This window comes from Pseudomonas sp. R5(2019), assembly GCF_009905435.1.
Classification (GTDB): domain Bacteria; phylum Pseudomonadota; class Gammaproteobacteria; order Pseudomonadales; family Pseudomonadaceae; genus Aquipseudomonas.
This window is the reverse complement of the sequence record NZ_JAAAMT010000005.1, coordinates 50,735-73,678: the sequence shown is the minus strand read 5'-3', so window position 1 is coordinate 73,678 and position 22,944 is coordinate 50,735. Positions and strand designations below refer to the sequence as shown.

Here is a 22,944-nt window from a genome sequence, read left to right as displayed (position 1 = left end):
AGAATAGCGTTATCGAGCCTGACTGTTGGCAGCTATTGCAGGAGGTCCACATGGCCGTCTTCAAGCCGGTAAATGCCTGCGACCATCTTCAAGCTGCCTTTGGCCACGGCCTTGGCCAACAGCGGTGACTGCTCCTGAAGTTGCCTGAGCGTATCGCGCACATTTTGAGCAATGGCGTTATCGAGCAGATCGCCGGGCACCGCCATCGAATGCTTTACGGCAGGCGTGAGCCGGTCGGCCAACAGCTGAATCTGCCCCTCGAACCGGGTCCCGTCCTGGACCGCTTTTACCGCCGCCGCCACAGCCCCGCAGCGGTCATGGCCGAGCACCATCAGCAGCGGCGTGCCCAGCACCATCACGGCATATTCGAGGCTGCCGAGGCTTTCAGGCGTCAGGAAATTGCCCGCCACCCGTACCACGAACACATCGCCGCGAGCCGTATCGAAGGCGTATTCCGGGGCGACCCGCGAGTCCGCACAACTGAGGATGGCGGCGAACGGGTTCTGCCCCAGGCTCAAGGCACTGCGCTCGGCGTGAAAGTCAAAACGCCTGGTCAACCCGGCGCGGTAGCGGGCGTTACCTTCCAGAAGGCGCTCCAGCGCTTCGTCAGGATTCAGAATGTTTTGGGGTTTTGGCGCAGCGGCCCACGTTGGCAGGGCGGTGGCCAGTGTTGTGATGCCGGTCAACTGGAGGAACAGGCGACGGGAGAGGGGTGTCGATTCCTTCGACGGGGTGTGGCGATTGCACATTTGAACGTCCTTGTTGGAAAAATCGGCCGGCTTACTGCTGGCTGGTGGGGCGGTACTGCAACGCTTCGGCCAGATGACCGCGGGCAATGGCTTCACAATGTTCAAGATCCGCGAGCGTGCGTGCGACCTTCAACAGCCGGTGCGCCGCCCGCAGTGACAGGGTCAGCCGCTCGCAGGCGGTTTCCAGCCATTTCTCGTCTTCGGGGCTGAGCCTGCAGTGGGCGCGCAGGCCGGGCAGGTCGAGGAAGGCATTGGCGCAGCCTTGGCGCTGGTGCTGGCGAGCGCGGGCTTCGGCCACCAGCGCGGCGGCGTTGGCGCTGGTGTCACCGCTCACGGTGGGTGGGCTCAGGGCGGTGGCTTCACGGGCAACGGTCAGGTGCAGGTCGATGCGGTCGAGCAAGGGACCGGAGAGCTTGTTGCGGTAGCGCTGGATCTGATCGCTGCCACAACGACAGCGGCTGGTGGCATCGCCCAGATAGCCGCAAGGGCAGGGATTCATCGCGGCCACCAGCTGAAAGCGGGCCGGGAAGCGAACCTTGTCCCGTGCCCTGGCAATCACGATTTCCCCAGACTCCAGCGGCTCGCGTAGTACTTCCAGCACCTTGCGATCGAACTCAGGCAACTCATCCAGAAAAAGCACACCGTGATGGGCGAGCGTGATTTCCCCGGGCTGCGGACGGCTGCCGCCGCCGACCAGTGCGGCACCCGAAGCAGAATGGTGGGGGTGACGAAAGGGCCGTTGTGGCCAGCTGTCGAGGGGTACATGGCTGGCCACCGAATGAATCGCCGCCACCTCAAGCGCCTCGCGCTCGTCCAGCGGTGGCAGCAGGCCGGGCAGGCGGCTGGCAAGCAGTGTCTTGCCGGTACCGGGTGGGCCACTGAAAAGCAGGTTGTGTACCTATCCACCAAATTCAAACAATCTCCCTAGCTTGTACGCCGCGCTCTACGTTGAAATGTGGCCGTCCGCGTGGGCCTGAGTGCTACAGATTTCACGCAGGAACGCAGCAAGAAACTACCGCTCATCACAAAAGTCTTGACTTTACACTCTGAAAGTGCTTGACAAAACCAATAAAGTGTGTAGAATAGGTACTCTGAATAAGTACAACTTCCCCCAGCACTACCAAGTGCAACTCCCCTTCCAAGTTTCCCCAACTGCTGCAACATAGTCCGGACCCTTCCTTTCCAATTGTGTTGCATATCCGTTGTTGTCGGTCCAAGAGCAGAAGATCGGCAAGTTCTGCAAGAAGACAGCTGTACTGGATGATCAAGGCTTTGGCATATTGGACCTTGCATCTCAAAGTAACCTCCGCCGTAGGTGCAGCGATAACGGCCACTAATTTCTAGATTTGCTGCATTGCAGCATCCCCGCACTACCCTAGTGCGAACAACCTGAACGCTAACTTCCCCGAAGTCCTACATGGATTTGCGGGTTTTCTTTGGCGTTCGATAAGCATCTACACACTCGGAGACAACTATGTCGAAGCGTTACCCATTGAAAAGAAAAGCCTGTGATCACTGCGGAAGTACTTACTACAGCCGCTCTCACAGATCCCGCTGGTGCAGCCATGTTTGCCAGACTCGCAATTGGAGAGCAAGCAACAGCAAAGCAACTCCCGAGCAACTTGAGAAAGAGTTCCTTGCTCAGGAAGCACAACAACCATCCCCACAAGAGACTACAGCAGCATGAACTTCTACCACGAAATTAATCCTTCCACTGGCGAGATTACTCAGCTAACTGGAGGAAAGCTTGACCCAGTAAACTTCCACTATCTGCGCGAGCTGGACGACGATTGGATTTTCTTCAATTCTTGGCGGAAAGTGTGGCCAAACATCAAACCACTGCTCTCAGAGTTGAAAATCTTTAGACGGTACATTAATGCTGATCGCCGTTTTCAGACTGTTGGCGATAGAAAGGAGTTGCAACCACAATGACTGACCGCATCTATCTGGAAGTTGATAAGAGCAACGGCGCCATCATGGGGCTTGTACATCATCCACGGGAATCAGCCAGCTACGACTTCGTTGAAGTGACAGAGACTGAACTCAACTACCTTAACTCATTAGAGGACCATGTTCTCCCAGCCGGGATGATTACAACTCTCAGTGACTTGCTCGACTTTAGGAAGTTGAAACAAGAGTCAAAGATCAAGGCAGCACAGGCAGCCGTTGCCAAGGCCGCTCAAGCTCAAGCAGCGGCTAAAGTTAAGGTAGTTAAAGTTAAGGCTGAGCTGGACTTGTTCATGGAGTCAGAAGCTGCAAAGCGAGGCGTCTCCCGTGCAGAGTTAGAGGCACTACTAGAAGCCCGTCAGAATAAGCTAGCCAACCCCGCTACAAGGCCCGCCAAGGCTGCCAGTAACGCCAGCAATACCAACCCATCCCCTAGCGACGACAAGGCCCGTCAGAGCCTTATCCAGCAGATTAAAACACGCAAGTACAAGTAACTCACAAGGAATAACATAAATGACAACTAAACACGAATACGGCAGAACAGTAGCTGAATTCTTCAAGCACGATGATGCAGAGTTACAAGCCTTGATTGAGAAGGGAGAAGCACGGTATCACTCCGAGAGCAAAGGTCTGCACTTCCGTGGACTTGCCGCCAACATTGATTGGAGCAGGCACAAGCCGCTGGAAATGTCTCTGATCGAATTGCAGGATGTTCTCAAAGAGGGTTACACGATCATCAAGGCTAATGCTCGGGATTTATATTTCAGCTGCATCTTGCGTAAACCAGATGAGATGATCGCCGCCGAGCTTCCTAAAGTGGCCGAACTGGCAAAGGCTGAGTACGCGGAGTCACGTTACCAACGCAATGTCGCTGAAACTGCCCGCCAGATGGAGATTACGATTGCCCGCCGCGCGCGGGAAGCTGCTGCAAAGGCCGCAGAAGCTGCTGCAAAGGTTCAGGCGACTGAAGAGAAAAAGGCCCTAGCCGACCTATTGGCTGCATATCACAAGCCCGAGGTAGCAGCGTGAGTAAGGACAAACAGCAATCCAACGCTCACCAGCGATCACTGTCAGTGCGTCTCTCGGATGAGAACTTCCACACCCTCTGTTATCACGCCCGGAAGCACCAGATGCCTGTCCGGGACTTTCTGGAATACATGGCCACCTGTTACGTGACCGCTGTGCGAGCAGAAGAATCTTCACCAAAGTGACCTGCCCCCTCTTGACGACTGTAGGAAGTACAGTACGATTACTGTCTCTCCAGCTCGCATAGAGCTGATTGCCCCACATCCCCGAACAACCGCTCCCGACAATCAAGCCAATTGGCCAACTGATTTCGTCGGTATCGTGCTGTCCGGGGCAAGGGTTTGAAGGGGCCGAGGTGGTATAGAATAGTGACCGCCTTAATTGATCAAACCCGCATGGCATAAGGGCTTCAGCCCAATCCAATATGCCTATTTCCAGTGAAAACCCCTTATGCAGAGAGGAACAAACATGAGAGTTTCAGTGTACCGGCCTGACCATCAATCCAAGCTGCTCAGCTTGATGGAACACACAGGCGTAAAGAACCCAACCCGAATGGTTGAACAACTGATTGAAGAAGCTGCCATGCGGCTTGATTCCCTAAAGAGTGGAACGAATGTTAACGAACACCAAGGCCAAGAAGGCCAAGTCTACTGAATATGATTACACCTGCTACTGCTGCAAAGATCCCTACAAGGGTAAGCGGGAGCAGACAGACAAGAGTAAACGCTTCTGCAAAGATGCCTGTAGGCAAGCTGAGGCTAGAGCCGCCAAGAAAGCAGAGAAGAAGGTATCTCGCATCGAGGCCCAACTTATCCGCTGGTACAAGAGTACTCACGGACTCTGGGTCATTGATCGTTGTAGAGACGCGGGTACATTAGGCATCTTGTTAGGCCAGACTACAGCCTCCCTGTTCGAACTGAAGTCCTTACATAACACCAGTTACATGTGCAACGGTTGGGGTCAGGATGAAAAGAAGTCTACATTCCACCGCTGCCACATACAGGCCCATAAAGGCACAGATGGCTCAGTAGGAGCATTGCACCCTATCAATTTGTTTATTGGTGACGGCCACACGAACCAGACGTACGGGAACAAGCTGGTTTCCACCGATGCTGGCCTGAAGGTTCCAGCCAGCAAGTTAAAGCCAGAGTGGCAGGTATCCAAGCAGGCCACCAATGAACAGGTTGCCAAGAAGATCCGCAAGTTTCTGGGCAAAGAGTTCACCGAATACCTTTCCCAGTCTGATGCTATCGTAATGAATCAAGTGAATAGCTTGGCTCAGCGTATATACAACAAGCAGCAGAAGGGGACAGCCGTACAAGAGCTGGATCAGCGCTACACCAAGACAGAGCTTGAGTCTCTTCAACTTGAGACGCTAGAGGCAATGGACGCACACCAGCGGGGGAAGGATTCAGTATCCAAGCACCAGTCAGAGCGCGCTGCCCGTGCCACTCTCTGTGTATACGCTGATGAACTAGAGCGGATGGCAAACACTTCTCCATCAGAGCGCCAGCGGGACAACTGCCGGTTTATGTTGAGTCTGGTGCGAGTACTCGGAATGTTCATCGCGCAGATGGACGACCAGCAGGGCTTAGCCCACAAGAGCTTCTTGCCGCTGGGTGATGTTGAGTGGAAACCACTGTCTCACTTCTATTTGAACTGGCAGCGGCCTTGGAGCAAGCCAACTCACCAACTGATCGATGCAGACCGGGAGTTCCTAGTAAAGAACCTTACCGAGCATTGTTTCCATGCTCTAGCTGGTGCAGACATCCCGCAGGGACTCTTACGGGCTCGCCTGTTGAAGCGGCTAGACGTGGCCACACTGGTTCCGACGGTGCAGGCTCCTGATGATTGGCGGTTCAAGGCGTTCGGCTCCTGGGAGAAGTTCATCGAGGGCCTATACGCCGATGCAGAGCCGGTATGGCAGGCGCTATTACACGTTGGGCTATGCACCAGTGAACAGGTTGAAGCGGCGCGCGGCGGTGTACTGGAGAGCCTGCATACAGCCATCGAGAAGGGGCGCCGTGTGTACATGAGACAGTTCCGGCGAGAGGTCAAGGGCAAGGTTTACCCAGCATGGGGCTTCAAGGGCTACCCAGCATATCTGGAGTTCCCACCAGTGATTGCTGAGCTGCTGGCGCCACAAGGAGACGCAAGCCTGCCACTGGCTGCCTGAAGCAATGGGGAAGCAATCAAGTATCTAATGCCCATGGGGGCCTCGGTTACAGCCCCCGCGCTACCAGATCCGCCAAACGCCCTATTTCCGGGCACTTCGCCGCAGGTGGGGTCAAGCAGAGCGCGCCACACACGCAAAATCCAGCCACAGCCGCAGGTTCTCAGTGAGAGCGCACGCAACCCCACGTGCTAACCGGGCTTTCCCAAGGCCCAGACAGCAATCAGGGCGCTACAACTATCATTTGTGTATACATAAATGAGAAGCCGATAGGCGACCCTATTAACCTATCAATCACCAGTTGAAACACAGCTAAAAGATAGGTTATCATTCGACTATCGCAAAACAAGACAAAGGATAATCCCCATGATCAAGGCTCACCTCTACCTCCGCGCCTCCACTGATGAGCAGGACGCTGACCGTGCCAAGGACGCTCTACTGGCCTTCGCCCAAGAAAAGAGTCTGGAGGTTGCAGGCACTTACTCCGAGAACATCTCAGGGACGAAGTTGGAGCGCCCTGAATTGTCCCGCCTGCTAGACACAGCCGCTGCTGGTGACGTGCTGCTGGTGGAGTCTGTAGACCGCCTCAGTCGCCTCTCTCAAACCGATTGGGCACACCTCAAGGGCGTTATCCAGTCCAAAGGATTGCGTCTGGTAGTCGCCGACTTACCCACCAGCCATATGTTGGTTGGGGCAGAAGGGATCACGGGGCAGATCATGGACGTGATCAACAATATGCTTATCGACCTGATGGCAACGATGGCCCGTCTGGACCAAGAGAAGCGGGTAGAGCGCATCAAGCAAGGTCTGGAGAAGAAGCGTGCCCGTGGCGAGCAGGTAGGTGGCAAGGGGCGCGATCAGAAGAAGTGGGACACGGTTGAAGACCTGCTGACGCGGAACGGGAACACCATGGAAGAGATTGCCAAGCTGGCTGACGTTGGTATCGCTACTGTTTACCGCATCAAGAAGAACCTATCGCAGTAAGCTCCTGTAGAGCCACCTGAGCATCACACCCACGATATTGCTGGATTTGCCGCCCTATGCGGCTTACAGGAGTTATTCGGCATCAAGTCCCGCCCTCCATAGTGTCCAGTTCCAGCCGTTTACCAGAATGCCCCTCTTGATATTCCGCGCTGGGCGAAGGCCCGATATTGCGCGGACGGCCATGGCGTTTTGAAAAGTTGGGGGCGCGTGCGGATTTGAAAAGTGCCTTCAGGACGACCGTAGCTTTCCACCAAACCACTGCCAGCCGGTACCTTCCTCTTGTTCGCGTGCCACTTGGTCTTCATCAAGCTCGCCCTGCTGGACCTGCCTTGCCCAAATGTCGTCATCAAGGGCCTGCCGGGTTATATCGCCGTCGGTGTACTTGATACTGAACAGCATCCGTTCATCATCCTCTGATTCCGCCTCTCCCGAGTGGTCCAGCACCCAGCATTGGAAGTCGCTTGTGTTGAATCGTCGAAAATAGATGGTGATCTCAAGTCGCTTCAACAAGCTGTTAGCCGCTGCACGCCCCTCGAAGGAGACGAGATCAAGTTGGTTGAAGAAATCTTCCTTGGAAATCACTTGGCTCGATGCGAGTTGCTGTCGTAGCGTTTCGCGTTCAGATTGATAAAGTTCCTTTTCTCTCTCTAGAGTTTGAAGGAGCTGGGCCGCAGATATAGATTGAAAGGCCTTGAACGCCGCGTTTGCCCTTTCCAGCTTCGCGGACACCTCACCCAGCCTGCCCGTGACGACTTCAAGGTTCGCTAAAATCTCCGCGCTCCTGCCCTGCACCAGAGAAAGGCTGTCAACCTTTGCCAACACTTCCTTGAACACCACTTCAGTTTGCTCAACTCGAATGCTGCCGTTTCGGCAGCGGCCTTTCTTTGTCCCGTAACACTGGAGGTAGGTATAACCTTTGGGGGGCTGACCTTTGTTGATGAGGTGCATTGCTTGGCCGCACAGGCGACACTTGGTGATTCCTTGCCAGATGTTGAACGTCCTGGATTGCTTAGTTGCTTTGCTCGTTCGTCGTTGTGCTCTTGCCGCTTTCGCCCGAAGGAAGACGTCCGGCGCTATGATTGCTGGGTAAAATCCTTCGACAACTTCACCATCGTTGGTCCGAATACGGTCGAGCAGATGCATCGGCTGGTATTCGCCCAGTACGGCCCGGTTATCCAGAATCTTCGCCACGGAGCTTTTCCCCCAAGCTCCGTTCTTATTCCGCTTGTTCTCACCGACACTGCCGAAGACTGGAACATCATCTTCATTCAGTCGTTTCGCTATCAGCGCTTGCCCATAGCCCAAGATCGTCATTTCGAAGATTCGCCGGATTACTCCTACCCGTTCTGGAATCTGCTGGTAGGCGCCACCTGCCAGCTCAAGCCAGTAGGGGCAGGCGTTACCGAGTGGCTTCTTATCTGATCGCGCAAGGTTTCTTTTGTTCTGCCACGCTTCACGGACACGCTTCCCCTTGGTGGCACTCTCTTCGTGTGCTCGCATCATCACTGTGATGGAGACGATTAACTCCATCGCAATGTTGGTGGAGTCCCCGGAATAGACGCGCTTGTCTGTGAGGGTGACGATCCTAATACCCTTTTGGAGCAGGCCGGTAAATTGGTTCAGGGCCACCATTACTTTGTCTCGTGACAACCGGTCGAGCGATTCCACCAGTAAGAACGATCCGGGTTCGATAGCGCCTTTATCCACCAGATCGAAGAAGCGCTTAAGCTGTCCCTCATCGCCCACATGTTCCCCCGTGTAGGCAGATCTACCCTCATCGAAGAAGGTGTATTCCTTGGCCTTGGCCAGCTCAAGCCCGTGATCTCGGCAGTAATCCTCTGCCATTTTGCGCTGCCTACGGTGACTGTCCCCTCGGGCTTGCTCAGGGCTGCTGAATCTGATGTAGCTGTAAGCCTTGGCCATCGGCGGGCTGTCCTCAATATTGGTGCAATAGACTATAACAATAGCAGGTTATGGGCCCCGGCGGCCGCCACCAGTAGGGCGCGCTTGGCCGCCAACTGGCCCTGCACCTCGCTTAGATCAGGGTAAGGCTTGCTCACCAGCAGCAGGCCGTTGGCCTGGTAGGGGCTGAGTTCTGGCTGAGCATTGAAATGCGCGACAAGCTCCAGCAAATGGTCCACCGCAAACACCTTGAGCCCCGACGCCAGGCACGCTTCCTCGGCATTCGCCTTCGGCACGATCAGGCTACGACCTGCATCCCGCGCGGCCAGGGCCGCTGGCAACACCCCCTGAACCGACCGCAACGCCCCGGAAAGCGCCAACTCCCCCAGGCACTCCACATCATTCAGTGCAGCCGCAGGCATCTGCCCGTTGGCCGCGAGAATCCCCAGTGCGATGGCCAGGTCGAAACGGCCGCCGTCCTTGGGCAGATCAGCGGGGGCGAGATTGAGGGTGATGCGGCGGGCGGGAAACTCCAGGCGGGAATTGAGAATCGCGCTGCGCACCCGGTCCTTGCTTTCCTTGACGGTGGTTTCAGGCAAACCGACCAGCGTCAGCGAGGGCAAGCCGTTGGCCAGATGCGCCTCGACAGTGACAGCCGGGGCCACCACGCCGACCTGTGCGCGGCTGTGGACGATGGCGAGGGACATGAATGCTCCATGAGTGACCGTGAGCCGCTTCCTGCGGCGGGGGTAAAGATAGAGCGGATGAGGGAGGAGTGGGGTGAGGTATGTGCGACTGCTTGTTACGCAAGCGTCCTGACGCCAACGATATCACCGCCGCCGATCACTCATCAGCGCCTCCAGCCGCGACCGCAGCCACCGCTCCGCCGGATCGGTGTCCAGAATGCTCAACCACACCATCGACAGATCCAGCACCGGCGTATCAAACGGCAACGGTTCGGTGAACACCAACCCCGTTGCCGCCATGGCATCCGCCGTGTAATCCGGCAACCCCGCCAACAAATCAGTGCCGGCCAGCAAAGCGGGCAAGGCACTGAACTGCGGAACAGAAAGCACCACGTGCCGCTTGCGGCCAATCTCCTGCAACCACTCATCAACCACGCCGGTGGTGTTGGCGGTGTGGGACACCTGCACGTGCGGGCGGGCACAGTATTCGTCCAGGGTCAGGGGCCGGTCGGAGGCGTCGGCGCGCAGCACGCGGGGCTGGATGCGCCGCAGCAGTTTGCGCTTGGCGTTGGCCGGCAGGCCGCGGGTCTGGCTGATGCCGACGGTGATGTCGCCGCTGGCGAGCAGGTCGGGGATGCGCCAGTAGTCCACGTGCTGGATGACGAAGGTCACGTTGGGTGCTTCCTGGCGCAAGGCGCGCAAGGTAGGCGGCAGCAGGCCGAATTCGACGTCGTCGGACAGGCCGATACGAAAGCTCATGGTGCTTTGGGCAGGGTCGAAGTCGTGGGTCAGGCTCAGGGCGATGGACATGGCGTCCAGCGCCGGCGATAGATGGCGGATGATTTCTTCGGCGCGGGCGGTCGGCTCCATGCGGTGGCCGACGCGAATGAACAGCGGGTCGTTGAACATGCTGCGCAGGCGATTGAGCGCCGAACTGATGGTCGGCTGGCCGAGAAACAGCTTCTCGGCGGCACGCGTCACGTTGCGCTCCTGCATCAGCGTTTCGAAGACCACCATCAGATTGATGTCGGCCTTGCGCAGTTCATTGCGGTTCATCCCTACCTGCCTTTTCGCCCATTACGCCAAGGCAGTGTAGGAAGGCGCCGATAGCGCCGTCCAGCATTTGCAGAGCGGTGCTTACTCGGCCGTGCCGTTCAGGCGCGCTTCCAGTTCAGCCACTTTGGCTTCCAGGCTTTCCAGTCGCGCGCGAGTGCGGGCCAGGACCACCATCTGACTGTCGAACTCTTCACGGCTGACCAGCTCAAGCTTGCTGAAGCCGCTTTGCAGCAGTGCCTTGAATTGGCTTTCGAGTTCGTTGCGAGGCTGCGAGGTGTCGCTGCTGAACAGCCGAGAGGCTTGATCACTCAGGGCATCGAGAAAGGCTTTGGGAGCGAGCATGGGCAAGAGTTCCGGATATCAAGAATGGGCCGAGTGTACCACGCCTTTTTTCGGTTCCCGGAGGCGTGAAGGACGCACAATTTTCGAGCACTGCTACGATGAGGTGCGCACCGTCGTTGTGCGTCAATGCTACCCCGACCATCGGTAACCATGGCTTTTTGTAGGCAAGTTCCTGAAATTCAAGAGATTGGCGTAGCTGGCAAGGTTTCTGCTTATACGAACATTGACCCATGCACTGATGCAGTCGCTGTGACGATGCAGTGCGCAGGCGGAGCGAGATGTGTTTCGTCATGCGGTTTCTGGTGTCGGCCAGGGGATGCAAGGTCGACGAAGCGTTACAAAGCCAGATACTGCGCTTAGACTTGAGCTGGGTTTGTTTTCCTGGGGCAAGTCCACCAATTCGGGAGAGAGTTTCATGAAGCTAGTCACTGCCATCATCAAGCCGTTCAAGTTGGACGACGTGCGCGAGTCGCTGTCTGAAATCGGCGTGCAGGGCATTACCGTCACTGAAGTCAAAGGCTTCGGTCGGCAGAAAGGACACACCGAGCTGTATCGCGGCGCGGAGTACGTGGTCGATTTCCTGCCCAAAGTGAAGATCGATGTCGCCATCGACGACAAGGATCTGGATCGGGTCATCGAAGCGATCACCAAGGCCGCCAACACCGGCAAGATCGGTGACGGCAAGATTTTCGTGGTCAATCTGGAACAGGCAATCCGTATCCGTACCGGCGAAACCGATACCGACGCGATCTAAAAAAACAGCCCCAAACCCAACGCCCCAGGAGATAACAACATGACTCTGCGTCGTTTCGCAGGGCTAGGAGCCCTTTTGTCCCTCGTAATGCCAGGCATGGCCCTGGCAGAAGAGGCGGCAGCCCCTGTACTCAACTCCGGCGACACTGCCTGGATGCTGACTTCGACGGCGTTGGTGCTGTTCATGACCATCCCCGGCCTCGCCCTTTTCTACGGTGGCATGGTCCGTTCCAAGAACATTCTGTCGGTGATGATGCAGTGCTTCGCGATTACCGGCCTGATCAGTGTGCTGTGGGTTATCTACGGCTACAGCATTGCTTTCGACACCACTGGCATGGAACAGGGCGTCGTTAACTTCAACTCTTTCATTGGCGGCTTCTCCAAGGCATTCCTCGCCGGTGTGACGCCAGCCAGCCTGACCTCGGCCACCGCGTTGTTCCCGGAAGCCGTGTTCATTACCTTCCAGATGACTTTCGCGATCATCACCCCGGCGCTGATCGTCGGTGCCTTCGCCGAGCGGATGAAGTTCTCCGCGATGCTGATCTTCATGGCCATCTGGTTCACCCTGGTCTACGCCCCTATCGCTCACATGGTCTGGAGCGGTAACGGCGGCCTGATGTGGGACTGGGGTGTGCTGGACTTCGCCGGCGGCACCGTGGTGCACATCAACGCCGGTATCGCAGGCCTGGTGGCGTGCCTGGTATTGGGCAAGCGCAAAGGCTTCCCGACCACCCCAATGGCACCGCACAACCTTGGTTACACCCTGATGGGCGCGGCCATGCTGTGGATCGGCTGGTTCGGCTTCAACGCAGGTTCCGCCGCGGCCGCCAACGGCACTGCCGGCATGGCCATGCTGGTCACCCAGATTGCCACCGCTGCGGCTGCGCTGGGCTGGATGTTCGCCGAGTGGCTGACGCACGGTAAGCCAAGCGCACTGGGCATCGCCTCCGGCGTGGTCGCAGGCCTGGTAGCCATTACTCCGGCGGCAGGCACCGTGGGCCCGATGGGCGCCCTGGTGATCGGCCTGGTGGCCGGTGTGATCTGCTACTTCTGCGCCACCAGCCTCAAGCGCAAGATGGGCTACGACGACTCCCTGGACGCCTTCGGCGTGCACGGTATCGGCGGTATCGTCGGCGCGATCCTCACCGGTGTGTTCGCAGCCCCTGCGCTGGGCGGCTTCGGCACCGTTGAAGACATCGCCGCGCAAGTCTGGATTCAGTGCAAAGGCGTCGGCTTCACGGTGATCTACACCGCAGTCGTGACCTACATCATCCTCAAAGTGCTGGACGTGGTCATGGGCCTGCGGGTCAACGAAGAGGAAGAATCTGTCGGGCTTGACCTGGCGCAACACAACGAGCGCGGCTACAACCTGTAAGCCGTCGCCGCAAAAAAAATTGCCCGGTTCGCCGGGCATTTTTTTGTCTGTAATTTGTCAGTTCGCTTACGCGCAAACGATTTTTCATCGACGTTTTCCAGCGTGTCACAACGCGCCGTGAAGGTAGGTCAAAGACTTACAACAACGAGTGTTTATTAGGCCTTTGCTTTTTCCCAGAGCGCGCTAGAATGCGCGCCGAAGGTGTGGAGAATGGTATGTGGCAGCAGACCCTGATCACCCTGCGGGCTCGGCCCCGGGGCTTTCATCTGGTAACCGACGAGTTGCTCGCCGGCCTGCCTCAGTTGCGTGACTGTCGCATTGGCCTGCTGCATTTGTGGCTGCAGCATACTTCGGCGTCGCTGACTATCAACGAGAACGCCGATCCGGCGGTGCGTCGTGACTTCGAACGGTTTTTCAACCGGCTGGTCCCACAAGGATCGACCGGTTACGAACACAACGACGAAGGCGAGGATGACCTGCCCGCACACTTCAAGGCCAGTTTGCTAGGCTGTCAATTAAGCCTGCCGGTGTCGGCAGGTCGATTGGCGTTAGGTAGCTGGCAAGGTGTCTATTTGGGCGAGCACCGCGATCATGGCGGTGCTCGCAAGGTCCTCGCCACCTTGTACGGCGAGGGTGCTTGAGCCGCTGCCTGGCAGCGGACTTTGAATTTTCCCTGACGACCTTCTATAAGAAGGGCATGGCTGGGCTATCACTAATCTGCTTTTCGAAAGTCATGAGGTTGAACATGAGCGACGACGATCTGGAAAACGACGACCTGGAAGTAGGTGACGAGGACGACACCGAAGAAGGTCTTGAAGCTGCCGCTGAAGAGGTCGCGGATGACGACAGCAGTGATGTGCCTGTCCCCACTGCAAAGGGCAAGGCTAAAGCTGCGGTCTCGATCGACGAGCTGCCCAGCGTAGAAGCCAAGAACAAAGAGCGCGATGCGCTTGCCCGTGCCATGGAAGAATTCCTGGCACGTGGCGGCAAGGTGCAAGAAGTCGAGGCCAATGTGGTGGCCGACCCACCCAAAAAGCCTGACAACAAATACGGCAGCCGCCCTATCTGATTGCCCGCGCTGTTTGAAAAAGCCCGCCGTCGCTGCGGGCTTTTTCATGTCCGCGATTCAGGCCCAGCGCTTGAGCAGTGCGGGGAGCTCGGTCAGGCTGCGGATCTCGGCGTCGGGCTGGTTGTCCGCTTCCCAGGCCTTGCCCTGAGGGTTGAACCAGATGGCCCGCAAGCCCGCTTGCTGGGCGCCGGCGATGTCGTCGCCGGGATGGTCGCCAATGTGCACGGCATGGCGGGCGTCGGCGCCACCGCGACGCAAGGCTTCAATGAAGGGGCGAGGGTCGGGTTTGCCGATGCCCAAGTCTTCGGCACACAGGGTGAACTTGAAGTAGTCGGCCAGGCCCAGGCGGCGCACATCGGCGTTGCCATTGGTCAGCACGCCGAGGGTGTAGTGCTGGCAGAGGACTTCCAGCAGCGGCTGGACCTCGGGGAACACCTCGATCTGATGGCGGGCATGCAGAAACACCTCAAAGGCGGTGTCGGCCATCTCGCGGGCTTCGTCATGGCCGTAGCCGGCGTCTTCCAGGGCATGGAACAACACCTGGCGGCGCAGGGCGCTGATGCGGTGCTTGAGGCCGGGCTCGGCCTGCACCAGCCGTTCGCGGATGGTGTAGAGGTGCTCGACGGGCACCGGGCCGAGTTTGCTGGCGTGCTGGGCCAGCCAGTCGCGCAGGGTGGCCTCGGCGCTGACAATCACCGGCGCGGTGTCCCAAAGGGTGTCGTCGAGGTCGAACGTGATCAGCTTGATGGTCATGAGTCGCTGCTCTTGCTGCGTTTGGCGCGTGGGTGGGCGCTATCGTACACCGTGGCCAGGTGCTGGAAGTCGAGGTGGGTGTAGATCTGGGTGGTGGCGATGTCGGCATGGCCGAGCATTTCCTGCACGGCGCGCAAGTCCTGGGAAGACTCCAGCACGTGACTGGCGAACGAATGCCGCAGCATATGCGGGTGCAAATGCTGGCCCAGTTCGCGCTCGCCAGCCGCTTTCACGCGTACCTGAATGGCGCGCGGCCCCAGTCGACGGCCTTTCTGGCTGACGAACACGGCATCTTCGATCGGGTTGCTCATCAGGCGCATGTCCAGCCATAGCTCCAGGGCTTCGCGCGCCTTGCGGCCAACCGGCAGTACGCGGGTCTTGCTGCCCTTGCCGAGCACTTGCACCAACCCGTTGGCCAGGTCCAGGTGCTCCAGATTCAGGCTGGTCAGCTCGGACAGCCGCAAGCCAGAGGAGTAGAACAGCTCGAGAATGGCCTGGTCGCGGCGAGCGAGGAAGTCATCCTCGACAGCGCCTTCGAGCAGCTGCAAGGCTCGGTCGGTGTCCAGTGTCTTGGGCAGCTTGCGCTCACCCTTGGGCGGTGACAGGCCGTTCGCCGGATCGTGGCTGCAGATACCTTCACGGTTCAGATAGCGATAAAAACCGCGTACTGCCGAGAGCAGCCGAGCGAGGCTGCGAGAGGATTTGCCCTGTTGATGCAGGCGGGCAACCAGGCGGCGCAGGTGCTGGATGTCCAGCGCGCCCCAGCTTGAAACCTGTTCTTTGAGGCAGTAGGCAAGGACGGTGTCCAGGTCGCGGCGATAAGCCTGCAAGGTGTGGGGCGAGACCTGGCGCTCGCTGCGCAAATGAGTGCAGTAAGCGTCCAGATGGGTGTGCATGCTCAGCGTACCGGGCGCAGCGTGGTGGTGAAGCGCGGCACGATGCGCGCCAGGACTTCGGCGATATAGCTGAGGAACAGGGTGCCTACCGAGCTCTTGTAGTGTTGCGGGTCGCGGCTGCCGATCGCCAGCACGCCGTGCAGGCCTTGATGGCTCAGTGCGACAACGGCGGTGGAGCCGACTTGCTTGCGTTGTTCTTCACCGAACAGGAACTCCAGCTCGTGGTCACGCAGGATGCCGCTGACGGTCTTGCCGCCCGACAGCAGGCCGCCGATGGCTTGCTGCGCTTCGGAGCTGTTGACCCAGCGGCCGACCGGGGTGGCAATGTCGCTGAACAGAATCAGGCTGACAAAGGGCACCTGGAATTCCTGGCGCAGGCTGTCTTCGACCGAAATCACCACGTCTTCCAGGCTGGTCGCATCGAGCAGGTCGAGGATCAGGCGACGGGTTTTCTCGAACAGCCGGTCGTTGTCCCGGGCGACGTCCATCAGCTGGGACAGCCGATGGCGCATCTCGATGTTGCGTTCGCGCAGCAGCTTGAGCTGGCGCTCCACCAGCGAGACGGCGTCGCCGCGCTCGTGGGGGATGCGCATTTCCAGCAGCAGTTCATCGTGCGCGGCGAAGAACTCGGGGTGATCGCGCAGGTATGCCGCGACAGCCTCGGCCCCAAGGGCCGGTGTAAAGCTTTCAGAGGGTTGCTCGCTGGGCTTTTCGGCTGGAGCCTGAGGCTGATCGGTCATTGGCTGTGCTCACTCATAAACGAACCTGTCCTTCGTAAACCCGTACTGCCGGGCCGGTCATCAGCACGGGCTGGCCGGGGCCGCCCCACTCGATGGACAAGCGCCCGCCGGGCAGATCGATCAGCAGTGGCGAATCCATCCAGCCCTGGCTGATCGCCGCGACCGCCGCTGCACATGCACCCGTGCCGCAGGCCTGGGTTTCCCCGGCGCCACGCTCCCAGACGCGCAATTGCGCGCGGTGGCGATCGACCACGTGGAGGAACCCGACATTGACCCGTTGTGGAAAGCGCGGGTGATTTTCGATTTTCGGCCCCAGCGCGTGCACCGGTGCCTGGTTGATGTCTTCCACGCGCAACACCGCATGCGGGTTGCCCATGGACACAGCGGCCAGCTGAACGCTCTGGCCGTCGACATCGAGCGCGTAGCTCAGGGCTTGTTCGTCGGCCTGGAACGGAATCTGTTCCGGCACCAGACGCGGTGGGCCCATGTCGACGCAGATCTGACCGTCGTTACGCACATCCAGTTCGATGATGCCGCTTTTGGTCTCGACCCGGATGAGTTTTTTCGCGGTCAGGCGCTTGTCGAGCACGAAGCGGGCGAAGCAGCGCGCGCCGTTGCCGCACTGTTCGACTTCCGAGCCGTCGGCGTTGAAGATCCGGTAGCGAAAGTCCACGTCCGGGTTGCTCGGCGCCTCGACGATCAGTAGCTGATCGAAGCCGATGCCGGTGTGGCGATCGCCCCATTGCTTGGCATGTTTGGGCAGGATGTGCGCGTGCTGGCTGACCAGGTCCAGGACCATGAAGTCATTGCCCAGCCCGTGCATTTTGGTAAAACGCAGCAGCATGGGCTTACTCCGGCAACAGGCTTTCGCCTGCAAACAACTCGGCCACGGTTTCCCGGCGACGGACTTCAAAAGCCTGTTCGCCATCGACCAGCACTTCGGCGCAACGGCCACGGGTGTTGTAGTTGGAGCTCATGACAAAGCCATAGGCGCCTGCCGACTGCACGGCCAGCAAGTCGCCTTCGGCCAGCGCCAGTTCGCGCTCCCTGGCCAGGAAGTCACCGGTCTCGCAGATCGGCCCGACCACATCGTAGGTGCGTGCCTGGCCATCGCGTGGCTGCACGGCCTTGACGTCCATCCAGGCCTGGTACAGGGCAGGACGAATCAGGTCGTTCATGGCTGCATCGACGATGGCGAAGTCCTTGTGCTCGGTGTGCTTGAGGTACTCGACGCGGGTCAGCAGCACGCCGGCATTGGCGACGATAAAGCGGCCCGGCTCGAACACCAGCGCCAGGCCGCGGCCTTCGGTGCGCTCGCGCACGGCCTTGATGTAGTCGGCCACTTGCGGTGGCTCTTCATCGCGGTAACGCACACCGACGCCACCACCCAGGTCCAGGTGGCGCAGGAAAATACCGCAGTCGCCAAGGCGATCAACCAGGTCCAGCAGACGGTCGAGGGCATCAAGGAACGGGTCGAGGGTGGTCAGTTGCGAGCCGATGTGGCAATCGACGCCAACGATTTCCAGGTTCGGCAACTGCGCGGCGCGCACGTAGACCGCTTCGGCCTCGGCGATGGCGATGCCGAACTTGTTTTCTTTAAGGCCAGTGGAAATGTACGGGTGGGTGCCGGCATCCACGTCAGGATTGACGCGCAGCGAGACCGGGGCGAATTTGCCCATCTCGGCGGCCACTTCCTGCAGACGTTCGAGTTCGTCGGTTGACTCGATATTGAAGCAGTGCACGCCGACTTCCAGGGCGCGGCGCATGTCGTCGCGGGTCTTGCCCACGCCGGAGAAGACGATGCGGTCAGGGCGACCACCGGCGGCCAATACGCGTTCCAGCTCGCCACCGGAGACGATGTCGAAGCCTGCGCCCAAACGGGCCAGGACATTCAGCACGGCGAGGTTGGAGTTGGCCTTGACGGCGAAGCAGACCAGGCTATCAATACCTTCAAGGGCATCGGCATAGGCACGGTACTGGGCTTCGATGTGGGCGCGGGAATACACGTAGGTGGGCGTGCCGAATCGCTCGGCGATCGAAGGCAATGCCACACCTTCCGCGAACAGCGTACCGTCGCGGTAGTCAAAAGCGTCCATGGTGTTCCCTTAGTAGTGCTTGTGCGATTGCGACTGGGTCTGCTCTTCGGGCGATTTGCTGTCATCGGGAAGGTACAGCGGGCCTTTTTGGCCACAGGCAGAGACAAGGCAGGCAACCGCGACGAGCGCGGCAAGGGAGGAAATCAGGCGCTTCATGGCGAAATCCTTGGATAAGCAGTAATTGTGCCCGAGTATACCGAGCGCCCGGCGGCTTGCCTATGCAGCCTGTCTTGTGGGGTGTAGGAGCAAAGAGCCCGCCCTGCCGGTCAGTAATCTTTGCATTCAGCGCCCCAGCCTCGTATCTTCCCGCGCTTGAGCGTGAACAGTCACTTTTCGAGGTTCTTGCAATGAGTTTGACCGAAGCCCGCTTTCACGATCTGGTCGATGCCACCCAACAGGCATTGGAAGATCTGTTCGATGACAGCGATCTGGACCTGGATATGGAGAATTCCGCCGGCGTCCTGACCGTGAAATTCGACAACGGCAGCCAGCTGATCTTCAGTCGTCAGGAACCCCTGCGTCAGCTGTGGCTGGCGGCACGCTCCGGTGGCTTCCACTTCGACTACGACGAAGAAAGCAAGAAGTGGACGTGCGAGAAGTCTGACGAGCAGCTGGGTGAGATGCTCGCGCGTATCGTTGAAGAGCAGGCGGGCTTAGAGCTCGACTTCGACGAGATTTGAGCGTGACCGCCCGCCCCGCCAAACCCCTCTACAGCAACGTCAGCCCGGCGGTGAAGTCGCCGTGCATCAGCGTGTGCCGGCTGGATGAAGCCAAGGTTTGCCTGGGCTGTTTCCGTCATGTGGAAGACATTCGTGCCTGGCGTTCGGCCGATGATGAGCAGCGCCGGCAGATCTGCCGGGAGGCTGAGCAACGCCGCGCGGCAGGAAACCCGCCGGCGGCTTGAGTATTTGCCTGTCTGTGTTAGTGTCCGGTTAGCTTTCTGTCAAAACCCCGCCTTTTTGGGCGGGGTTTTGCTTTATATCGCCCAGCAAAAAAGGAGTCTGACTGGATCATGAGCACCGCCCCTTCTCTCACCCTTACGCGTCTGGATGTTCAACGTCTGGAGCGTTTGCTCGAAGACCTGGATGAAGATCTGCCAGGTGTTGCCGCCCTGCAAGCCGAGCTGGATCGCGCCGAAAACGTGGTTGGGCACGACGAAGTGCCAGCGGGTGTCGTGACCATGAACTCGCGGGTGCACTGCCGTGAAGAAAGCAGCGGCAAGGACTATCACCTGACGCTGGTATACCCAAAGGATGCCGGCCCTGAAGGCACGGTCTCGATCCTTGCGCCCATCGGCTGTGCGCTGTTGGGCCTGCAGGTGGGTGAACAGATCGACTGGCCGGCACCCGGCGGCAAGACCCTCAAACTGGTCTTGCTGGAAGTGGAATATCAGCCTGAAGCCGCTGGCGATTACGATCTGTAAGGCGACTCAGATCAACGCCAATACCTGGTTCAGGGCGCGCTCAAGCTCAGCCTTGTAGCGCAGGTAAAGGCCGGTCGAGCCGGGCCCGTCACCGAGCGGCCCGGACAGGTCCAGGTCGGTGATATAGCAGCGGTAACGTTCGGCTTCGCGGCGCTGGCCGATGATTTCCTCGGCGACCTTGCGGTACAGCTGGTCGCCATGATCAAACTCGCTGAATTCCTTTTGATTGCAAAACAGGGTGACGTGCGGCTGCCCGGCGGCGGCCCGTTCGATAATTGCCTGGACTGCATAAAAAGGCTTGTCGGCCTGGATGTTCGGGCTTGGGCGAGGTTCAACCCGGTGCGCCCGGGCACTGCCAGTAGCCAACAGCTGGTAATAAAGTGTGGGCGGACCATCGCCTATCGGCAGGCTGTTCAGGGTCATTTTCGCCACGCGCCGGAATACGATTGACTGGAAGAAGCGCTGCAGGGGCGCGAGCAGGCTGTGTTCGTCGTGAAATGGCAGGTTCTGCTGCCAGAGCGTATTGAATTCATCCAGCACATACAGCTGCGCGGCGTCCTGTTGCGCCCGGTAGAACACCTGAATACAGCCGGTTCGGCCCTGGGGCAGCAGCATCGCCAGATCGTGGTCTTGCAGGGCGTGGCTGTCCAGGTAGACAGGGCTGTAGTCGCTGCGCTCCTGCCCCAGGTAATCCAGTACTGTCTGAAGATCGCTCAGCGGCACATGCCGGACATTGCCTGTTTCCAGTTCCAGCGCATGGTAATGCTGGCCGATTTGCAGCAGATACCGGTAGTGCGCCTTTTCGGCCAACAGCGCCTGCGCCGTCGATAGCACCCGCTCGACTCGCAGGGCGATGGGCTGAGCGCGATGGCTGCCATAGCAGCGCACCCGCAGGCTCGGCTGGGGCGCCTCGGCTGGCAGGGCGCTGAGATAATCACGCAGGCAATCGAGCAGCGCGTGGGGGCCGTCGTAGCGCTGAGCCTGAACTTCATTCCAGCTATTGAGCGTCAGCAAGTCCTGGGTCAGTGCCAGGTTTTTCCGGGCGCTGCCAAAACTCAGGGAGTCTGTGCGATCACGGGTGATCGCCAGCGCCGGGTCGCGTTTAAGTGGGTTGAGGCCGACATTCATCAACAACAGCGCTGCCCGAGGAGTGCTGGGGCGCAGCAGGTCGTCGTCGCTGGCAGCAGCCATGGGCAGGCGGACCGTTTTCTGCAGGCTGCCGAGCAGGTCGAGCAGCTCGTATTCCACCAGGTCGCTGGTGCCCGGGTGCAGGGCCACTCGCGTGCTGCTGTCGATCACGCCGTTGCAGTGACTCCAGGCCAGCAGTTCGATCAACCCTCGGCTGCGCTTGAGCGGGGCGAAGTGCGCGCATTCCTGTGCCGTCAGGTTGCCGCTGTACAGGTTCCAGTGTGTTTGGCCGGGCTCCTTGAGAATGGGAGCCTGGAGCAGCGTCACAGTGTCTTCGGCCAGATTCGGGGCAATGCCGGGATTGATGCACTCGACCTTGCCCGCCTTGCGTTCGAATGCCGCGTAGAGGCGCCGCCCAAGGATATTCAGGTCGCGCCTGTCGATCTGGTTGGCAGCATTCTGGGCGCTGTCGAAGCGCAGCAGAAACCGGTAGCTGTAGTTCAGCTCGTTGACCACCGTCCGGCGTTCGCTGCCGACCTGGCGGACCTTCCATTGGCTACGGCTGTCCAGCAATGCCAGTTGCCGTTCATCCCAGCCCCATTCGCCGGCTAGCCGTTCGAGCAGTTGGCGCTGCCAGCCACGCTCGCCCAGACGCGGCACGCTGCCGAGCTTTTTGTTCACCTTCAGGTACAGGCTGCGTCGTACCAGCTCCAGGCGCTCGGGCTCGGCGCGGGCCGTGAGGTATTCCTCGATGCGGCGGTACACCATCACGTAAGGGTCGAGCTCGTCGAGGTCCAGGTGGTCGGCGTAAACCGACTGTTTGAAGCGCAGGCTCAAGCACTGCACCTGGGGGAACTCGCTGGCATACACCTCGATCAGCAGCAGCTTGAGCACGGATTTGTAGGGTGATTCGATACCCTTGAACAACTGCCAAAGCCCGGCGCCGATGAATTCACCGGCGGGAATGCGCGCCAGGTGGCCGAGGTCGAGCACCTCTTCGCTGGCCACAAAACGCTTGGACAGCAGCGCCTGGCTGTAGGCCTCGTAGCGCGACTCTTCATACGCCGGCACTAGCCACCACAGGGGCGTGCGCCCGGCGAGCCAGATCGCGGTGCGGTAGAACTCGTCGAGCAGCAGGTAGTGCTGGGTGGTCCCACAGTCATCCGGGCCAAGCTGGCCATCGCGCTCGCCGCGGGCAAAGCGCTGAGGGTCGATCAGAAAAAAGTGCGTTTCAGTGCCTTGGCTGGCGGCCCAGGTTTCGAGTGCCTGGCATTTCTTGCGCAACGCCTGCAGGGCATCCGGAGCCAGGTCTGGCACATGGCACACCCACACGTCCAGGTCACTTTGCTCAGCCTGGGCCAGGGTGCCCAGACTACCCATCAGAAACAGCCCATGAATGGGCCGCGACGGGTTGTCATGGCGCGGTTTGTGGGAAAACGAACGGCTCAGGCGCTGCACTTCAGCAAGTGCCAGGGCGTCAGGTTCATAGTTGGAGATGCCGGCCGGCGTGTGCCCCGAGACATATCCGGGCAATAGCGGATGATTGGCGTGGAAGAGCAGGGGGATCAGGTTCAGGACCGTCTGCTGGCGTGTCGACAGGCCTTCGCGCGTGCGCGCCAGACGGCCTTGATTGAGCTGCATGAAACGCGCGCGCAGTTGGCCGAGTTCCTTGCGGTCAATGCCCTCATCCATGTCAGGGCGAATTTCACGGGTAAACGTCATATCAGACTCGTACCGGCCGGACCCGCCAAAGGGGATGACCAAACGTTGGGCAGTTTACTGCGCAAGTCGGGGCAGGCTTAAGTGCTATTTGATTTTTGACGTCAAAAAAAGTTCGCGCCTGTGT

23 protein-coding genes and 2 pseudogenes are annotated in these 22,944 nt (G+C 59.1%); 12 read left to right on the top strand and 13 right to left on the bottom strand.

The window, feature by feature from the left end; translation table 11 throughout:
- Window positions 1-32: 32 nt before the first annotated feature.
- Window positions 33-749, bottom strand: coding sequence for a carbonic anhydrase (locus tag GUY40_RS05300; RefSeq protein WP_166567892.1), 717 nt, complete (start codon window positions 747-749; stop codon window positions 33-35).
- 31 nt (window positions 750-780) lie between these two features.
- Window positions 781-1,644, bottom strand: a pseudogene (locus GUY40_RS05295) (YifB family Mg chelatase-like AAA ATPase); the annotation flags it as partial.
- Window positions 1,645-2,432: 788 nt separating this feature from the next.
- On the opposite strand from GUY40_RS05295, the gene GUY40_RS05290 reads away from it, so the two are divergent.
- From GUY40_RS05290 to GUY40_RS05270, 5 genes are all read left to right on the top strand, one after another.
- Window positions 2,433-2,681 (top strand): hypothetical protein, encoded by a 249-nt coding sequence (locus tag GUY40_RS05290; RefSeq protein ID WP_166567891.1) that lies wholly within the window; start codon window positions 2,433-2,435, stop codon window positions 2,679-2,681.
- On the top strand, window positions 2,678-3,190 hold the full coding sequence (locus GUY40_RS05285; RefSeq protein WP_166567890.1) for a hypothetical protein: 513 nt from the start codon (window positions 2,678-2,680) through the stop codon (window positions 3,188-3,190). The genes GUY40_RS05290 and GUY40_RS05285 overlap by 4 nt, the downstream gene beginning before the upstream one ends.
- A 19-nt stretch (window positions 3,191-3,209) precedes the next feature.
- Complete coding sequence (locus GUY40_RS05280; protein ID WP_166567889.1) at window positions 3,210-3,725, top strand: hypothetical protein; 516 nt, start codon at window positions 3,210-3,212, stop codon at window positions 3,723-3,725.
- A 610-nt stretch (window positions 3,726-4,335) separates the two neighbouring features.
- Window positions 4,336-5,898, top strand: a complete 1,563-nt coding sequence (locus tag GUY40_RS05275; RefSeq protein WP_256675647.1) for a hypothetical protein — start codon at window positions 4,336-4,338, stop codon at window positions 5,896-5,898.
- A 366-nt stretch (window positions 5,899-6,264) separates the two neighbouring features.
- Window positions 6,265-6,879 (top strand): recombinase family protein, encoded by a 615-nt coding sequence (locus GUY40_RS05270; protein ID WP_166567990.1) that lies wholly within the window; start codon window positions 6,265-6,267, stop codon window positions 6,877-6,879.
- Window positions 6,880-7,107: 228 nt separating this feature from the next.
- On the opposite strand, the gene GUY40_RS05265 is transcribed toward GUY40_RS05270, so the two are convergent.
- The 4 genes and pseudogenes from GUY40_RS05265 to GUY40_RS05250 form a co-directional block, all read right to left on the bottom strand.
- Window positions 7,108-8,802, bottom strand: coding sequence for a recombinase family protein (locus GUY40_RS05265; RefSeq protein WP_166567888.1), 1,695 nt, complete (start codon window positions 8,800-8,802; stop codon window positions 7,108-7,110).
- A 38-nt stretch (window positions 8,803-8,840) separates the two neighbouring features.
- Window positions 8,841-9,488, bottom strand: a pseudogene (locus GUY40_RS05260) (magnesium chelatase domain-containing protein); the annotation flags it as partial.
- Between the two features lie 123 nt (window positions 9,489-9,611).
- Window positions 9,612-10,523: a LysR family transcriptional regulator gene (locus GUY40_RS05255; RefSeq protein ID WP_166567887.1), complete on the bottom strand. Its 912-nt coding sequence runs from the start codon at window positions 10,521-10,523 to the stop codon at window positions 9,612-9,614.
- 81 nt (window positions 10,524-10,604) lie between these two features.
- Complete coding sequence (locus tag GUY40_RS05250; protein ID WP_166567886.1) at window positions 10,605-10,865, bottom strand: accessory factor UbiK family protein; 261 nt, start codon at window positions 10,863-10,865, stop codon at window positions 10,605-10,607.
- Window positions 10,866-11,280: 415 nt separating this feature from the next.
- Between GUY40_RS05250 and glnK the strand changes: the two genes are divergently transcribed.
- The 4 genes from glnK to sutA all read left to right on the top strand — a co-directional run bounded on the left by glnK (window position 11,281) and on the right by sutA (window position 14,062).
- Entirely contained in the window at window positions 11,281-11,619 is a 339-nt protein-coding gene (glnK, locus tag GUY40_RS05245) for a P-II family nitrogen regulator (protein ID WP_002555808.1), read from the top strand.
- 39 nt (window positions 11,620-11,658) lie between these two features.
- Window positions 11,659-12,993, top strand: coding sequence for an ammonium transporter (locus tag GUY40_RS05240; RefSeq protein ID WP_166567885.1), 1,335 nt, complete (start codon window positions 11,659-11,661; stop codon window positions 12,991-12,993).
- Between the two features lie 215 nt (window positions 12,994-13,208).
- On the top strand, window positions 13,209-13,634 hold the full coding sequence (locus GUY40_RS05235) for a secondary thiamine-phosphate synthase enzyme YjbQ (protein WP_166567884.1): 426 nt from the start codon (window positions 13,209-13,211) through the stop codon (window positions 13,632-13,634).
- Between the two features lie 104 nt (window positions 13,635-13,738).
- A complete protein-coding gene (sutA, locus tag GUY40_RS05230; RefSeq protein ID WP_166567883.1) occupies window positions 13,739-14,062 on the top strand; it encodes a transcriptional regulator SutA in 324 nt (107 codons plus the stop codon).
- 57 nt (window positions 14,063-14,119) lie between these two features.
- Here sutA and GUY40_RS05225 read toward each other — a convergent pair whose 3' ends face one another.
- Genes GUY40_RS05225 through GUY40_RS05200 form a run of 6 tightly spaced genes read right to left on the bottom strand, consistent with a single transcriptional unit; the run spans window position 14,120 to window position 18,703 of the window.
- Window positions 14,120-14,815, bottom strand: a complete 696-nt coding sequence (locus GUY40_RS05225) for an HAD family hydrolase (RefSeq protein WP_166567882.1) — start codon at window positions 14,813-14,815, stop codon at window positions 14,120-14,122.
- Window positions 14,812-15,711, bottom strand: coding sequence for a tyrosine recombinase XerC (xerC, locus tag GUY40_RS05220; protein WP_166567881.1), 900 nt, complete (start codon window positions 15,709-15,711; stop codon window positions 14,812-14,814). Before xerC ends, GUY40_RS05225 begins: the two co-directional genes overlap by 4 nt.
- 2 nt (window positions 15,712-15,713) lie before the next feature.
- Window positions 15,714-16,451 (bottom strand): DUF484 family protein, encoded by a 738-nt coding sequence (locus tag GUY40_RS05215; RefSeq protein WP_166567880.1) that lies wholly within the window; start codon window positions 16,449-16,451, stop codon window positions 15,714-15,716.
- A gap of 13 nt (window positions 16,452-16,464) precedes the next feature.
- Window positions 16,465-17,295, bottom strand: coding sequence for a diaminopimelate epimerase (dapF, locus tag GUY40_RS05210; RefSeq protein ID WP_166567879.1), 831 nt, complete (start codon window positions 17,293-17,295; stop codon window positions 16,465-16,467).
- A 4-nt stretch (window positions 17,296-17,299) separates the two neighbouring features.
- On the bottom strand, window positions 17,300-18,547 hold the full coding sequence (gene lysA, locus GUY40_RS05205; RefSeq protein ID WP_166567878.1) for a diaminopimelate decarboxylase: 1,248 nt from the start codon (window positions 18,545-18,547) through the stop codon (window positions 17,300-17,302).
- 9 nt (window positions 18,548-18,556) lie between these two features.
- Window positions 18,557-18,703, bottom strand: coding sequence for a lipoprotein (locus GUY40_RS05200; protein WP_166567877.1), 147 nt, complete (start codon window positions 18,701-18,703; stop codon window positions 18,557-18,559).
- A gap of 191 nt (window positions 18,704-18,894) precedes the next feature.
- Here GUY40_RS05200 and cyaY point away from each other — a divergent pair, with 191 nt between their 5' ends.
- The 3 genes from cyaY (at window position 18,895) to rnk (ending at window position 19,970) form a co-directional block, all read left to right on the top strand.
- Window positions 18,895-19,227: an iron donor protein CyaY gene (gene cyaY, locus GUY40_RS05195; protein WP_166567876.1), complete on the top strand. Its 333-nt coding sequence runs from the start codon at window positions 18,895-18,897 to the stop codon at window positions 19,225-19,227.
- On the top strand, window positions 19,224-19,451 hold the full coding sequence (locus GUY40_RS05190; RefSeq protein ID WP_166567875.1) for a DUF1289 domain-containing protein: 228 nt from the start codon (window positions 19,224-19,226) through the stop codon (window positions 19,449-19,451). The genes cyaY and GUY40_RS05190 overlap by 4 nt, the downstream gene beginning before the upstream one ends.
- Window positions 19,452-19,559: 108 nt before the next feature.
- Window positions 19,560-19,970 carry a nucleoside diphosphate kinase regulator gene (rnk, locus tag GUY40_RS05185; protein ID WP_166567874.1) on the top strand — a complete coding sequence of 137 codons (411 nt, stop codon included), beginning with the start codon at window positions 19,560-19,562 and terminating at the stop codon, window positions 19,968-19,970.
- A gap of 6 nt (window positions 19,971-19,976) precedes the next feature.
- Here rnk and GUY40_RS05180 read toward each other — a convergent pair whose 3' ends face one another.
- A complete protein-coding gene (locus GUY40_RS05180) occupies window positions 19,977-22,820 on the bottom strand; it encodes a class I adenylate cyclase (protein WP_166567873.1) in 2,844 nt (947 codons plus the stop codon).
- Window positions 22,821-22,944 lie beyond the last annotated feature (124 nt).